The following is a 13,680-nucleotide window of genomic DNA, read 5'->3' as shown; positions in this document are numbered from 1 at the left end:
TGTATTGTCAATACAAAAATGAAGACTAATTTATGATCCTAAAAAAACTGCTGCCGCTGCCTGAGAAAAACCACCCCTCTTTTTCGGTTAGTTCACGATAGCATCCGAGTGCGGAACGGTACAGATCGTTTGCCTCTTTGGGATCTATAGCGGCGAGAATAGTGCGCGAAGGGGTTGATTCGAGTTGTGAGGCTTCTGTGCTGCTGATTGGCGCATAGAGATGTTCACGATAGTATCGGTATACCGCAGGGGTGCTAATCTGTATATCGGGGGTAACCACCTCAAAATCGATGAGAGACTCATCGAAGCGTTCAACTATTTCTCCGATACCGCTGACATTGGCGCTTTCATAGCCGTAAACGAAAAAGGGGACATCCGCACCGATATTCGCCCCTATTTCGGCTAAGGTATCGATATTCAGACCCAATTGCAATGTTTCGTTACACATCTTTAAAAAGGTTGCTGCATCGGAGCTTCCGCCGCCGAGACCTGCGAATGAGGGGATATTTTTTTCGACGCATACCGCATTGTTTTCAAAAAAGGATGAAAGAGTGTCGGAACGGGTGACGGAGAGAAGGTGCTTATAGGCTTTATAGATTGTATTGGAGTGGACGTTACAGTCGAAATTGCCCCGTATTTCAAATTCGGGGGTCGATTTACTCTCAAACCAGAGGGTATCGAAGAGGGAATTGACCCGCATAAAGCGGGAACTCAGAGTATGATACTCTCCCCGCATTCCGGTAATTTTAAGAAAAATGTTGACTTTGGCGTAGGCGCGGTATCGGTTCATAATCGGAGTTTTTGGACAAGTTGTTGAAGTAGGGATTCATCTTTGGATCGTGAAGCCTCTTTGTTGGAATCTTCAACCGCCCGAATCAATTCGCTACGGAGTATCCGTATATTCGTCGGTGCATCGATGCCGAGTTTAACCACCCCTTTTTCAATGGAGATGATTTTGACAACAATCGTATCCGCGATCACGATAGATTCATCCGTTTTGCGCGAGAGTATCAGCATGCTTCAACCTTATTCAGTAAATAATGGACACCTTCGGGGGTGATCTCTAAAATAGAGAGGGTTTGACCGTTGTCGATCCAGTAAATACCCTCTTCTTGAAACTCAAAATCTTCCCGCAGCAAGGGTTGTCCCAATAGAACCGATTCAAGGACGCCATTATAACGATTTTTGGGGAGTGCTAGGGCTGTTTTGATATCAATCGGCGCTTCATCGGTATAGATGAACTGCCCCTCGTTAAGCCGTTCCAAAGCGCTCAGAGAACCGGCACACCCCAGTTTGTCGGCGATCATCTCGCCCAGAGAGCGGATGTAGCTCCCCTCCGAAACGGTCGCTTCAAACGTCACGAACGGATGGCGGTAATGGAGAAGACGGATGTCGTGGACGGTGGACGTGACGGATTTGAGTTCGACTTCGATGCCGGCGCGTGCGAATTCATACGCCCGTTTGCCGTTGAGTCGTTTGGCGCTGAATTTCGGGGGGAGATAGGTGAGCTCACCCCGGAGCGAATCGATTACGGACCGAAGCGTCTCCTCCGGAAACGGGGGGAGGGTGTCGATTTGTTCGATCTGTTCGATGTCGAGTGTCGGAGAATAGGCTCCCAGCCATAAGGTGGCGCGATAGCGTTTGGGCGCTTTGTTTAAAAAACGGAACAGTCGTCCGTGATTGCCGAACGCGATGATGAGTACCCCTTTGGCAAAGGGATCGAGGGTGCCGGAATACCCCGCCTTTTTAATACCGTACCGCCGTTTGATTCGGCTTAGGAGCTGATTGGAACTCATTCCTGTCGGTTTATAGGCAACGAAAAGACGATTTTGATTTTTCAATTAGAGTTTCTCCACAAATGAGGCTAGAATTTCCCGTTTGGTTCCGCCGAAATTAAGGAGAAGTTTAAATTCGCGTCCCGATTTGCTGACCCCCTCGACCCGCCCGGCACCGAAGATTTTGTGACGGACCAAGTCCCCTTTTTTAAAGGAGGTATTTTTTTCTAAAATCAAGGAGCCTTCACACAATCCCGCTTCGTTGATAAAACGGCTTTTTTGCAGATCGGTACGTCGCCCTTTGTAAAATCGGCTATTAACGTTCGAGAGGGTAAGATTGCTTTTTGCACGGGTAAAAGCAACATAGCCGAGACGCCGCTCCTCTTCGAGATCGCTTCCATCACCGATCAGCGGCAAAAATCCCTCCTCCATCCCGATGACAAACAGGTGCTCAAATTCCAGCCCTTTGGAAGCGTGGATACTCATGATATAGATGCTTTCCCCCTCTACCTGATCTTGTTCGCTCTGAAGGGTAATATCGTTGAGAAACTCGGCCAAAGCCGCATCCGGATTTTGTTTGACGTAATCGCGAAAGAGACCGTAAAATTCATCGATATTAGAAATTTTGTCGCTCTCATCCGGAAGCCCTTTGAGGGTCTCTTTAATTTTGAAGCGCTCTTCGAGCAGATCGATGAAACGGTACATCGCTTCTTCGGCAACGGAACGCAGTTCGTAAATTTCATGGATAAATTCACGCAGTTCCTGGGCACTTTTTTTCCGTACGAGGGCTTCGAGTTCGCTGTCGCTTAAGGTAGAGATGAACTCGAACATTGACCTCCCCGACTGAAGCGCCGAGAGCTCAAGTTTATCGATGGAGGCTTTTCCCAACCCCCGTTTGGGTTTGTTGATAATCCGCTTCAGCGAGAAGTTGTCATGGACATTGGTAATGACCCGTAAATAGCTGATAAGGTCTTTGATCTCGGCACGGTCATAGAAACGCAACCCTCCTACCAGTTTATAGGCAATTCCGGCCCGGTTTAGCCCCTCTTCAAGGGATCGGCTGAGGGCGTTAATACGGTATAAAACGGCAATTTCGTTGGCACGAACCCCTTGGGCAAGAAGGGAACGGATGGCGGAGGCGATTTTACGTGACTCTTCACTCTCATCATGGGAGGTTATGGTCGCGACATCGTCTCCACCGCTTTTTGTCGCAATCAGCGTTTTTCCCAAACGGGAACGGTTATGCTCGATCAGGGCGTTGGCTACCGTCAGGATAGGCTGGGTAGAGCGGTAATTGTGCTCAAGTTTGACAACGGTGGCATTTTGAAAATCTTGATCAAATTCGAGGATATTGCGTACGTGGGCACCGCGCCAACCGTAGATACTCTGGTCATCATCTCCTACGACGCAGAGATTATCGTGGGTAGAGCAGAGCTTTTGAAGGAGACGAAGCTGCAGCTCATTCGTATCTTGATACTCATCGATCATGATATAGCGGTATTTTTCACTGGTTTCCCGGCACAAATCGGTGTGCTCGTCGAGGAGGCGATAGGTGAGGCACAGTAGATCATCGAAGTCGACAAGGTTGTTTTTTAGCAGATACGCTTCATACTCTTCATAAATTTTGGCAATATGCTTGTAATTGGTCAGTTCGGCTTGGGCATAGGCTTCCTGAGGGTCAATCAACGAATTTTTGTAACGGGATATTTCACTTGCGATGAGGGGGAGCGGCAGGTCCGCATTGATTCGCTTCAGAATCTTTTTTTTGTCATCGGTATCGATAACGACAAAATTATTGGCACGTCCGAGAAGGTGAATGTGAAATTTTAAAAAGAGGAGTCCAAATTTATGAAAGGTACACAACAACGGAGGAAACGAATTCTGCCGTATCAATCCCATGGCCCGCTGGCGCATCTCTTTTGCCGCTTTATTCGTAAAGGTGAGGGTGAGGGTATTGCTTGCAGGGACCCCTACGGTATCCAACAGATAGGCCAAACGGGAGGTGATGGTTTTGGTCTTTCCGCTTCCCGCTCCCGCTAAAATAAGCAAAGGACCGTCGATTTGTTCTACCGCACTGCGTTGGGCATCGTTAAGACCTTCGAGAATTGTATCCATACTTCGGCTCCTTAGATTGTCTTATTATAGCCCAATTTTCCTAAGAGAAATAGGAGAGAAACTCTCTTGCAATGTGTATAATTATATGTTATAATATGTCTATAGATTTAACTTATAGGAAATATTATGTTAAAAGATTTTGCAAAACTAATCACTTTTTTGACGGTTGTCAGAGAAAAAAGTTTTTCAAAAGCATCCGCAAAATTGGGAATCTCACAGCCTGCCGTAACGCAGCAGATAAAATTTATCGAGGATTATCTTGATACCCGTGTTGTCGAACGCAAAAAAAACGGGATCAAGCTCACCAAAGAGGGTGAAGATCTTTATCGAATTGCCATAAAGCTTGAGAAAGCGATCCAATCGAGCGAAAAAGAGCTTTTGAAGATTATCAACAAAGAGTTTACGTTTATCATCGGAGCATCCTATGCGATCGGAAACTACGTCCTCCCCTCTTATCTCGGGAAGCTCAAAGAGAAAATTAACAATGAAGTTCATATCCGTGTGGCGTTTTCGGAAGAGATTATCGATCAGCTTCTGGAAAAGCAGATCGATATTGCGCTGATCGAATCTCCTATCTTTAAAGAGGGGATTATTTATCGGGAATGGGAAGAGGATGAGTTGGTTATTTTTTCCAATCAGCCGCTCCCCAAGCAGCTGCGCAAAGAGGATTTGTACAAGTTCGACTGGATCTGCCGTGATGAAAATTCCCACACCCGAAAACTTACTGCGGAAGTATTCGAAGAGATCGGAGTAGAGTGCTCCGGTTTTAGTGTCATTGGTGTGGTGGCGAGTTCTACCGCGATCAAAGAGACGATTCTCCGCTCTCCGAAAGAGGCTCCGCGCCCGGTTGTTTCGGTGATTTCACGGCATGTTATCAGCGATGAAGTGGAGGAGGGGAAACTGTTTGAGGCGCGAATCAAGAATTTTAAAATCAAACGGAAGTTTTATATCGCTTACAGCAAAGAGCGCAAGCACGATGCCTTTATCGATAATGTCGTAACATACCTGCTTGGATTAAAGTTATAGCGCTCCCCTTACGCACCGGTTAATGCAAGGTGCGTAAGCTCAGTCACTCATTTCTCTCTTCTATCGTACTACACGTTTTATTTTTTCAGAAACTTTTGATTTTCCGGGTTCGAGAGGAATGAGTTCATCGAATTTACAACCCCTTCATTTTTCTCTTTTTCCGGTATGCTCTGACGCTCTTGCAAAAGGGCGAGGTTGACAAAAGCAGGGGTGTCATCGATAATAATCTGTACAATGGAGAGGAGAGGGACGCTGACGAAGCTCCCTATGTTTTCCTGACCGAATCCCGCTTCGAAAATCAAAATGTCATTGTTGATCCGGGCACTTTCAAAGGTATAGCCGGCAAGGAAAAAGAGGGTCATCGCTCTAAATTCGTCACTAATGTATTTTGGAAGGGGCGGGTCAAACTCAAGGTGCTCGATTTTACATAAGATCCCGAAGTTTTGTTCATTTTCAAAGAGGTAAAATAGCATATCGCGGATGTGCGTTTCCATTAATCGGGCATACGAAGGGCTTTTAATAATGTCGAATAGCATTGTGTTCAGACCTGCTTTTTAAATAATTATACCATTTTCGACTTCAACAAATCCCATGAGTGCATTCATGACGGCAATTTTACGGGCAGCGGCAATATCATCAAGCCGAAGCGGTGCAGGAAAAAGGGTCCCCTCCTCGATCAGGCGTGATCGTGTCGTCCCTTCGAGAAGTGGTTTCTCCGGCGTTAACCAACGGTATCCGTCAAAGACGGCGATATTTGCAACGGTGGTATCGCTTAGAAAGCCGTTGCGGACGATCACGACATCGTCGCATCCGTCGCGCTGCCGATAGAGCGCTTCAAGCGCTTCACGCTCGGTAGTTTTCAAAGGATAGTTGATGGTATCGTCGATGAGTACACGCAAGGAGGAGATTGTTCTGGGAACATAGGGGTGGTATTCAATCGTGAAATCCAAACCGTCATAGAGGAATCGGCAGCGGTAAACCCCGCTTTGCGGAGGGGTGATAAGCCGGCTCAACGTGTACTTTCGGGTAAATCCTAATATCCGCAGCGTAGCGTCAAGACGCCGCTGATGGTAGGGGAGATGGTGAGCTTTCCCCTCCCTGCAGAGAATCGTCTCCAGAAACATTTAATTTTCAAAGAGAGGGGTACTTAAATAACGTTCTGCCGTATCACAGAGGATGGTGACGATGGTTTTCCCCTTGTTTTCGGGACGCGAGGCAACCAGAGCCGCAGCATGGGCATTGGCACCGGCAGAGATGCCGACGAGGATCCCTTCGTTTTTGGCCAGACTCTTGGCCATAGCGATGGCGTCTTCGTTACTGACGGTGATCACTTCGTTGTACAAAGCGGTATTGAGAACCTCGGGGACAAATCCCGCTCCGATCCCCTGTATCTTATGGGCGCCCGCTTTCCCTCCGGAGAGGACGGCGGAGTCTTTGGGCTCGACGGCGATAATCTCAATATCGGAAAGTACGGCACGAAGCGCCTCTCCGGTACCGGTCAGGGTCCCCCCGGTGCCGACGGCGGCAATGAAAATATCAACCTTTCCTCCGGTATCCCGAAGAATCTCCTGTGCCGTGGTGGTACGATGGATAGCCGGATTGGCGGGGTTGGAAAATTGTTGGAGAACAACGGCGTTTTGGAGCGATTCAACAATGAGATTGGCTTCATCAATCGCCCCTTTCATCCCTAAAGATGCGGGGGTAAGGACAAGATTTGCCCCAAGCGCTTTGAGGAGATTACGTCGTTCGATGCTCATGGATTCGGGCATGGTGAGGGTAAGATTCAGATTTAAAGCGGCACAGATTGAAGCAAGGGCGATACCGGTATTGCCGCTGGTCGGTTCGACGATGAGGGTATCGGCATTGATTTTCCCTTCCTCCATGGCGGTTTTAATCATGTTGTATCCAATCCGGTCTTTGACCGAACTGGTTGGATTCATAAATTCGCATTTTCCTATTATGACAGCATCATACTCCTCACACAGAGCATTCAACCGTACAAGAGGGGTGTTTCCGATAAGTTCGGTGATATTGGACGCAATGTTCATAAGGTCTCCGCTGATATTAAAGATGGGTTAGATTGTAGTAGGAAACTCTTATGAAATTCTTTAATCCATAGTGGATTAGTACACTATACCGCTTCCCCCACCGTTTGCCGAATGAAACACAATGGTGTGATTTTTACGGGCATAAAATCGGATCAGAAGTTTTTGGAGGGTCGGTTCTATGGAAGGGGTGAACCATCCGTTATTGCTGGTAGCGATCATATAGCGCACCTCGGGGGTATACAGCTCTTCGCGGGTTGCTTCGTAGCAGATTGCATTACGAAATTTAATCCCCTTGATGGTGAAATCGGTCGGTTTATCGGCCGTGAGGAAATCGGAAGCTCCGTCAAAAACTGCTTGATTGATCCACTCGCGTAAAAAACCGGGGAGGGGGATGTACTCTCCGAACGGGACGAGGACCGTTTTCTTGGCCATGGTGGCCGTTCCGTTTTGGAAGAGATAGGTGACGTTATAGTGTAACCCATTGTCATTGTAAAGGGTACCGGTCAAAATAGGAATTTTATAAGAGAGTTGTTGCAAGCGGGCCGTTAGTTTTGGATGACGGTTCATGTAGAGGGCGAATGCCGCTTCGGGAAGGACGATTAAATCGTAGCCTGATTCAGCAGCTTCTTGGATATAAGTGAGATTTTCACGGGTTAGCCTCAATTGCTCCGATGGTTCCCATTTTAGGTCCTGCGGGGTGTCGGTGGTGATGAGCTTGACCTTCAGCGGCGGCATCGGAGGGGGGGAATAGGGGGTTTGCCATACGATCGGAAGGATAAGAGCCGGAAGCAATTTCTTAAATCCCGAAAAATAGGCGCTGGAAGCGATGGCAATGAGGATCAGGAGAAATTGCCATTTTTCAAAACCGAGGTAGCTCTCGACAAAGATCAGCTCCGGCTGCATCCAGTTGAAATCCATCGGCCAGATAAAAGTGAGGCCGAAAAGTATGAGTGCACGGAACAATGGATTGTGGGTTAACCCCATCACCCCGTAAAAGAGGGCATATACGATCCCAAAGCCAAAGGCAATCGGCCAAATAGCCCATTTAAGGTTATAAAACTCGAAACTAAAGCCGATCCAGTAGCACCATAGCAGACCGATCCAAAATCCGGCAACGGGGATAACCCGTTTTGGAGCATGGAGGAGGCCGTAAAGAGCACCGAGTGCCATCAGGGTATTGAACAGACGGGAAGTGTACCCAACGTGTTCGCAATAGATAAAGGAGGAAAATGCCGCTGCGATCAAAAGCGGCAAAAAGAGATAGAGGCGCCAGGTAATGGGTAGTAACTTCATGGCGCAATTATAGCGATGTTAAACACTTTTGAGTATAATGCGGCGATATTACCCGAATTAAGGATACCTATGGAAATTGTTAGTCAACTCCTACCGTTTGTCTTTTTGATTGCAATCATGTATTTTGTAATCATCCGTCCACAGCAGCAGCAGGCAAAAAAGCATAAAGAGATGCTGGATGCCCTAGTAAAAGGGGATAAAGTGGTCACCAGCGGCGGTTTGATCGTTGAAATCAAAAAAGTGGAAGAACATTTCTTTGCCGTAAAATTTAATAACGACGTTGAGGGGCGATTGGTAAAAGATGCCGTCGCAAGAAAGTACGAGGATGAAGCTTAATTACCGCGTTATATTACTGCTCCTGGCAACAATCTTCGGATTGATTTTTTCACTCCCTTCGTTTACTCAGAGTTCCGAGGGGAAAAAAGTGACTCTCGGCCTTGATCTGCAGGGGGGATTGCATATGCTTCTTGGGGTGAAAACCGAAGAAGCGGTTGATTCGCAGCTCAAATCGATCGCATCGGGTTTGAAACATTTCGGTGAGCATAACGATATTTTATTGGACGGGATTAGTGTTCAGGATCGTACCGTTACCTTTGAATTACTGGATAATGACGATACAACGGTAATCGATGAATACCTCAAAAGCGTGGAAGGGACCATTGTCCATGCTTCGGAGGGGAAATACGTGTTGTCGGTAACACCTGAATCGGTCGAAAAACTCAAAGTTCAGGCGATCGATCAGGCGATTGAGACGATTCGAAACCGTCTGGATCAGTTCGGTTTGGCCGAACCGACGGTTGCCAAGCAGGGGGTCGATAAAATCCTCGTAGAATTACCGGGGATTAAAACCCCTCAGGAAGAGCAGCGGGCACGTGAGTTGATCTCGCGTGCGGCGAAACTTGAACTCATGGCAGTCGATGAAGACCGCGCGATGCGGGTGATGGAGTTGGACGATGCCGAAGCGGCCAGTTTCGGAGACAAAATCCTCGAAGATGCGTTGCAGCCGAAGATGAAACATCTGGTGAACGATATCCCGATTCTGGACGGGACGATGTTGACCGATGCACAGGTGGGGTACGATCAGAACAACCGTCCCGTCATCAATTTTTCGCTTAATTCCCAAGGGGCACAAATCTTCGGTGATTTCACCGGTAAAAGTGTCGGCAAACGCCTCGCGATCGTTCTGGACGGAAAAGTCTATTCGGCCCCCGTCATCAATGAACGGATCGGCGGAGGAAGCGGGCAGATCAGCGGCAACTATACGGTTGAAGAGGCAAACGACCTAGCGATTGCCCTCCGTTCCGGCGCACTTCTCGCTCCGATCTACATGATGGAAAAACGTTCCGTCGGCCCGAGTCTGGGTGCGGACAGTATCAAAGCGAGCCTGGTGGCATTTGCGACGGGTGCTGCTTTGGTTGTTTTCTTTATGATCACCTATTACGGGTACTCCGGAGTGGTGGCCACAACGGTGATGGTGGTCAATATTATTTTGATTATCGCATTTATGGCCCTTTTCGGTGCAACCTTAACCTTACCGGGGATGGCGGGTATCGTCTTGACTGTCGGGATGGCAGTGGATGCTAACGTTATTATCAACGAACGGATACGGGAACTCCTTCGGGAAGGGGCCTCGGTCCGTCGTGCAATCGAGGGGGGGTACGATAATGCCCTCAGCACCCTTGTGGACGCGAATCTCACGACATTGATCGCTGCGGTTGCTTTGTACGTGTACGGAACCGGGCCGATCAAAGGGTTTGCCGTAACCCTTGCCGTAGGGATATTGGTATCGATGTTTACGGCGATTATGGGGAGCCACGGGATTTTCCAAATGCTCATGAACCGTATTGAAAAGAGCGGGAATATGAATCGATGGTTCGGGATTCGTCTCGGACATAAGGGGTAAACATGGAATTTTTTAGAGCCCGAAAAGCGTTTAACTTTATGGGATGGGTCAAACCCGTTTTTGCATTTTCATTAGTGATCTCGTTGGTCGCTATCTATTTAATAGTGACCAAAGGGTTTGTCTACGGGATTGATTTTGCCGGCGGTACCGTTGTACAGGTGAAATACGAGGCGCCGGTACGGATAGACGAAATCCGCAAACACCTCTCAACCACACCGTTTGCTTCGGCGGGGATTCAGGAATTCGGTTCTTCGAGCGAAATCGTATTGCGCTTGCAAAATACGACGGCTGATGTGACTAAAGACACGGCTGCGCAAGTCTCTGATGCCCTCAGCGGAACCGGAAAATTTGAGATACGCCGCGTAGATATGGTGGGGCCGAAAGTGGGAAAAGAGCTTCAGACCCAGGGGACGATTGCCCTACTGTTCTCGGTGATCGGTATTTTGATCTACGTCGCGTTTCGGTTTGAATGGCGTTTTGCCGTTGCTTCGATTATTGCGTTGGTTCACGACGTATTGATTACGGCGGGGATGGTGAGCCTCTTTAACGTTGAGTTTGATTTGACCGTTTTAGCAGCGCTGTTGACCATTTTAGGATTTTCGATCAATGATACGATTGTAATTTTCGACCGTATCCGCGAAACGATCCATGATACCAAAGAGAGCGGTAAGTATCAAATGTCGGTAATTATCAACGAGAGTGTTACCAATACCCTCTCGCGAACAATTTTAACCATTACCACCGTATTCTTTGTCGTCTTGACGCTGTTCTTGTTTGGGGGAGAAATTATCCACGGATTCAGCTTCGCAATGCTGATCGGGGTTATTTTCGGAGCCTACAGCTCGATTTTCGTCGCTTCCCCGTTTTTGATCTGGTTCGGTTACGATGTGGCCCAAGCCAAAGCGGCACAGGCGGAGAAGAGACGTCAGCATGCCGAAAAAGAGAAAATGCGCGCCCAATTTGAACAGGGTGTCGTATAATTATCGGTGCTAATTTGCCTCACAGAGGCTAGCGTAGTCAAAAGTGATTTTGCCCCTTTTGGCGTTCTAAAACAATAGGAGTTTTTTTTGAATTATTCCCCTGCCTCTATCGAAGCTGCATGGCAGTGTACTTGGTCTGAGACCAAGGCGTTTGAACCCTCCAACGATTTTTCCAAGCCCAAAAAGTATATCCTCAGCATGTTCCCGTTCCCCAGCGGGCGGCTCCATATGGGGCATGTGAGAAATTATACCCTCAGCGACGCTTTTGCCCGATATTACCGTCAGCAGGGGTTTAATGTCCTTCACCCGATCGGTTTTGACAGTTTCGGTATGCCTGCTGAAAACGCGGCGATCAAAAACGGTTCCCATCCCAAAGGGTGGACGTATGACAATATCGATTATATGAAAAAGGAGTTCGCTTCTTTAGGTTTCTCGTTTTCGCAGGAGCGGATGCTGGCGACGAGCGATGAACTCTATACGAAGTTTGAGCAGGGCTTTATCATCGATATGTATGAAAAAGGGCTGTTGTATCGTAAAAAAGGCCTTCTCAACTGGTGTCCGCACGATTTGACGGTGTTGGCAAACGAGCAGGTCGTGGACGGATGTTGCTGGAGATGCGATACCCCGATCGTCAAAAAAGATATGAATCAGTACTATTTTAAGATCACCCAATACGGCGACGAATTGCTGGAAGATCTGAAAAAGCTGGAGGGGGGCTGGCCGAAGCAGGTTTTGACGATGCAGGAGAACTGGATCGGAAAATCGAACGGTCTGGCGTTCGATCTCTTTTTCGATGAAGCAAGCAAAGCAAAACTGGGCGGAGCGTTTGAGCGTTTCGATGTCTTTACGACCCGTCCCGATACGATCTACGGTGTATCGTACACCGCCTTGGCTCCTGAGCACCCGATCGTCTCCTATATGATTGATAACGGCTTGCTGGATGCGCAGAGCATCGAGCAGATTCAGGAGATGAAAAACAGCTCTTCGATCGATCGACAAAAAGAAAAAAGCGGTTTGGCTCTGGGGCTGAATGTTATCCATCCGCTAACGAATGAATCTATTCCGGTATGGATCGCCAATTTCGTCCTGATGGACTACGGCAGCGGTGCGGTAATGGCGGTTCCTGCCCATGATGAGCGGGATTTTGATTTCGCACAGAAATACAGCTTGCCGATTCATGCCGTGATCAAGCCGGCTGAGGGTGAAGCGGATGTGAGCAAAGCCTATACCGAAGCGGGCGTACTGTTTAACTCAGAGCAGTTTGACGGGATCAATTCCAAAGAGGCGCAGAGCAAGATCATTGAGTATTTCGAGAGTTTGAAACTGGGGCAGAAAACGACCAATTACAAACTCAAAGACTGGGGCGTATCGCGCCAGCGCTATTGGGGCGCTCCTATTCCGTTCGTCCACTGCGACGATTGCGGTCTGGTTATGGAGAAGAAAGAGAATCTTCCTATCGCCCTTCCTGAAGACATCGTGATTACGGGCGAGGGGAATCCGCTGGAGAAACATCCGACATGGAAGCACTGCAGCTGTCCGAAATGCGGCAAAGAGGCTCTGCGCGAAACCGATACGATGGATACCTTCGTCGAGTCAAGCTGGTATTTCCTCCGCTTTTGCGCATCGCCGGAAAACTGGGAGCGCGAAGCGTTCTCCGGTGAGCAGATCCGATACTGGATGGGAGTCGACCACTATATCGGCGGGATCGAACACGCCATCTTGCATCTGCTGTATGCGCGGTTTTTTACCAAAGTGTTCCGGGATCTCGGGTACGTCTCATTTGATGAACCTTTCGAGAAGCTTCTGACGCAGGGGATGGTTCTCAAAGACGGGGCGAAGATGTCCAAGTCGAAGGGAAATACCGTCGATCCCGATGCATTGATCCAAAAATACGGTGCCGATACGGCGCGGCTCTTTATCCTCTTCGCCGCCCCTCCGACGCAGGAGCTGGAGTGGAACGACAGCGCGGTCGAGGGGGCATTTCGCTTTCTGAAACGATTCGCCGATCGAAGCCAAAACGTCAATAAAAGCAATACGATTCCTAAAATTGACCATGCGTCTCTCTCCAAAGAGGAGAAACATGCCCGTAAGAAAGTGTATGAAGCATTGAAGCGTGCACAGGAAGTGTACGAAGAGCGTTATACGTTCAATACGATGATTGCCGGAGTCATGGAAGCGATGAATGCGCTGAATGAGCAAAATAATCGTGAGGTGTGGAGTGAGGGGTATTGGATTTTGACCTCGATCATGGAACCGATCGTTCCGCATCTGTGCTGGGAGCTTTCCCACACCCTTTTCAGCGGCAAAAATCTCGGTGCCCAGAGCGTGTGCGAAGAGGTGTTTGAGGTCGAAGCCCTTACCCTCGGGGTTTCGATCAACGGCAAAAATCGTGCTACAATTGAAGTCAGTGTTACGGCGAGTGAAGAGGCGGTTATCGAAGCGGCAAAAGGTGCCGTTGAAAAATGGCTGGAGGGGAAAGAGATTGTCAAATCGATTGTCATACCGGGCAAATTGGTGAATCTCGTTATTAAAGGGTAATG

13 protein-coding genes are annotated in these 13,680 nt (G+C 48.3%); 5 read left to right on the top strand and 8 right to left on the bottom strand.

All coding sequences use genetic code 11. From position 1 onward, the window contains the following. Positions 1-25: 25 nt before the first annotated feature. From M0P91_RS07640 to M0P91_RS07625, 4 genes are read right to left on the bottom strand one after another with little or no spacing between them, the layout of a single operon-like run. The gene (locus M0P91_RS07640) at positions 26-790 is read right to left on the bottom strand and encodes a 4-(cytidine 5'-diphospho)-2-C-methyl-D-erythritol kinase (RefSeq protein ID WP_295066175.1); all 765 of its coding nucleotides are present in this window, start codon (positions 788-790) and stop codon (positions 26-28) included. Beyond that, positions 787-1,017: a carbon storage regulator CsrA gene (csrA, locus tag M0P91_RS07635; protein WP_295066174.1), complete on the bottom strand. Its 231-nt coding sequence runs from the start codon at positions 1,015-1,017 to the stop codon at positions 787-789. The genes M0P91_RS07640 and csrA overlap by 4 nt, the downstream gene beginning before the upstream one ends. Beyond that, positions 1,011-1,841, bottom strand: a complete 831-nt coding sequence (gene truB / locus M0P91_RS07630) for a tRNA pseudouridine(55) synthase TruB (protein ID WP_295066173.1) — start codon at positions 1,839-1,841, stop codon at positions 1,011-1,013. The genes csrA and truB overlap by 7 nt, the downstream gene beginning before the upstream one ends. Continuing rightward, positions 1,842-3,890 carry an ATP-dependent helicase gene (locus tag M0P91_RS07625; RefSeq protein WP_295066172.1) on the bottom strand — a complete coding sequence of 683 codons (2,049 nt, stop codon included), beginning with the start codon at positions 3,888-3,890 and terminating at the stop codon, positions 1,842-1,844. It abuts the gene before it with no gap. A 126-nt stretch (positions 3,891-4,016) separates the two neighbouring features. Here M0P91_RS07625 and M0P91_RS07620 point away from each other — a divergent pair, with 126 nt between their 5' ends. Further along, on the top strand, positions 4,017-4,916 hold the full coding sequence (locus M0P91_RS07620) for a LysR family transcriptional regulator (RefSeq protein ID WP_295066171.1): 900 nt from the start codon (positions 4,017-4,019) through the stop codon (positions 4,914-4,916). 77 nt (positions 4,917-4,993) lie between these two features. Here the strand turns inward: M0P91_RS07620 and M0P91_RS07615 are convergent, their stop codons facing one another. The 4 genes from M0P91_RS07615 to M0P91_RS07600 all read right to left on the bottom strand — a co-directional run bounded on the left by M0P91_RS07615 (position 4,994) and on the right by M0P91_RS07600 (position 8,257). After that, positions 4,994-5,452, bottom strand: coding sequence for a hypothetical protein (locus tag M0P91_RS07615; RefSeq protein WP_295066170.1), 459 nt, complete (start codon positions 5,450-5,452; stop codon positions 4,994-4,996). 18 nt (positions 5,453-5,470) lie between these two features. Next, the gene (locus tag M0P91_RS07610) at positions 5,471-6,040 is read right to left on the bottom strand and encodes an aminotransferase class IV (protein ID WP_295066169.1); all 570 of its coding nucleotides are present in this window, start codon (positions 6,038-6,040) and stop codon (positions 5,471-5,473) included. Continuing rightward, positions 6,041-6,964 carry a cysteine synthase A gene (gene cysK, locus M0P91_RS07605; RefSeq protein ID WP_295066168.1) on the bottom strand — a complete coding sequence of 308 codons (924 nt, stop codon included), beginning with the start codon at positions 6,962-6,964 and terminating at the stop codon, positions 6,041-6,043. Between the two features lie 75 nt (positions 6,965-7,039). Next, entirely contained in the window at positions 7,040-8,257 is a 1,218-nt protein-coding gene (locus M0P91_RS07600; protein ID WP_295066167.1) for an apolipoprotein N-acyltransferase, read from the bottom strand. Between the two features lie 69 nt (positions 8,258-8,326). Here M0P91_RS07600 and yajC point away from each other — a divergent pair, with 69 nt between their 5' ends. The 4 genes from yajC to leuS all read left to right on the top strand — a co-directional run bounded on the left by yajC (position 8,327) and on the right by leuS (position 13,678). Then, a complete protein-coding gene (gene yajC / locus M0P91_RS07595; protein WP_295066166.1) occupies positions 8,327-8,593 on the top strand; it encodes a preprotein translocase subunit YajC in 267 nt (88 codons plus the stop codon). Further along, positions 8,583-10,160, top strand: a complete 1,578-nt coding sequence (gene secD, locus M0P91_RS07590; protein ID WP_295066165.1) for a protein translocase subunit SecD — start codon at positions 8,583-8,585, stop codon at positions 10,158-10,160. Before yajC ends, secD begins: the two co-directional genes overlap by 11 nt. A gap of 2 nt (positions 10,161-10,162) precedes the next feature. After that, positions 10,163-11,140: a protein translocase subunit SecF gene (gene secF, locus M0P91_RS07585; RefSeq protein ID WP_295066164.1), complete on the top strand. Its 978-nt coding sequence runs from the start codon at positions 10,163-10,165 to the stop codon at positions 11,138-11,140. A gap of 108 nt (positions 11,141-11,248) precedes the next feature. Next, positions 11,249-13,678: a leucine--tRNA ligase gene (leuS, locus tag M0P91_RS07580; protein ID WP_295066304.1), complete on the top strand. Its 2,430-nt coding sequence runs from the start codon at positions 11,249-11,251 to the stop codon at positions 13,676-13,678. The last annotated feature ends 2 nt before the right edge of the window (positions 13,679-13,680 follow it).

The sequence above is a fragment of the Sulfuricurvum sp. genome (assembly GCF_023229695.1).
GTDB lineage: Bacteria > Campylobacterota > Campylobacteria > Campylobacterales > Sulfurimonadaceae > Sulfuricurvum.
Note: the sequence above shows the minus strand (reverse complement) of the source record. Positions and strands in the feature narration are given on the sequence as shown.

What these genes read in the sequence shown, in the direction of transcription:
- M0P91_RS07640 (WP_295066175.1), bottom strand. Translation starts at nt 790, where the DNA reads ATGAACCGATACCGCGCCTACGCCAAAGTCAACATTTTTCTTAAAATT.
- csrA (WP_295066174.1), bottom strand. Translation starts at nt 1,017, where the DNA reads ATGCTGATACTCTCGCGCAAAACGGATGAATCTATCGTGATCGCGGAT.
- M0P91_RS07625 (WP_295066172.1), bottom strand. Translation starts at nt 3,890, where the DNA reads ATGGATACAATTCTCGAAGGTCTTAACGATGCCCAACGCAGTGCGGTA.
- M0P91_RS07620 (WP_295066171.1), top strand. Translation starts at nt 4,017, where the DNA reads ATGTTAAAAGATTTTGCAAAACTAATCACTTTTTTGACGGTTGTCAGA.
- M0P91_RS07615 (WP_295066170.1), bottom strand. Translation starts at nt 5,452, where the DNA reads ATGCTATTCGACATTATTAAAAGCCCTTCGTATGCCCGATTAATGGAA.
- M0P91_RS07610 (WP_295066169.1), bottom strand. Translation starts at nt 6,040, where the DNA reads ATGTTTCTGGAGACGATTCTCTGCAGGGAGGGGAAAGCTCACCATCTC.
- cysK (WP_295066168.1), bottom strand. Translation starts at nt 6,964, where the DNA reads ATGAACATTGCGTCCAATATCACCGAACTTATCGGAAACACCCCTCTT.
- M0P91_RS07600 (WP_295066167.1), bottom strand. Translation starts at nt 8,257, where the DNA reads ATGAAGTTACTACCCATTACCTGGCGCCTCTATCTCTTTTTGCCGCTT.
- yajC (WP_295066166.1), top strand. Translation starts at nt 8,327, where the DNA reads ATGGAAATTGTTAGTCAACTCCTACCGTTTGTCTTTTTGATTGCAATC.
- secD (WP_295066165.1), top strand. Translation starts at nt 8,583, where the DNA reads ATGAAGCTTAATTACCGCGTTATATTACTGCTCCTGGCAACAATCTTC.
- secF (WP_295066164.1), top strand. Translation starts at nt 10,163, where the DNA reads ATGGAATTTTTTAGAGCCCGAAAAGCGTTTAACTTTATGGGATGGGTC.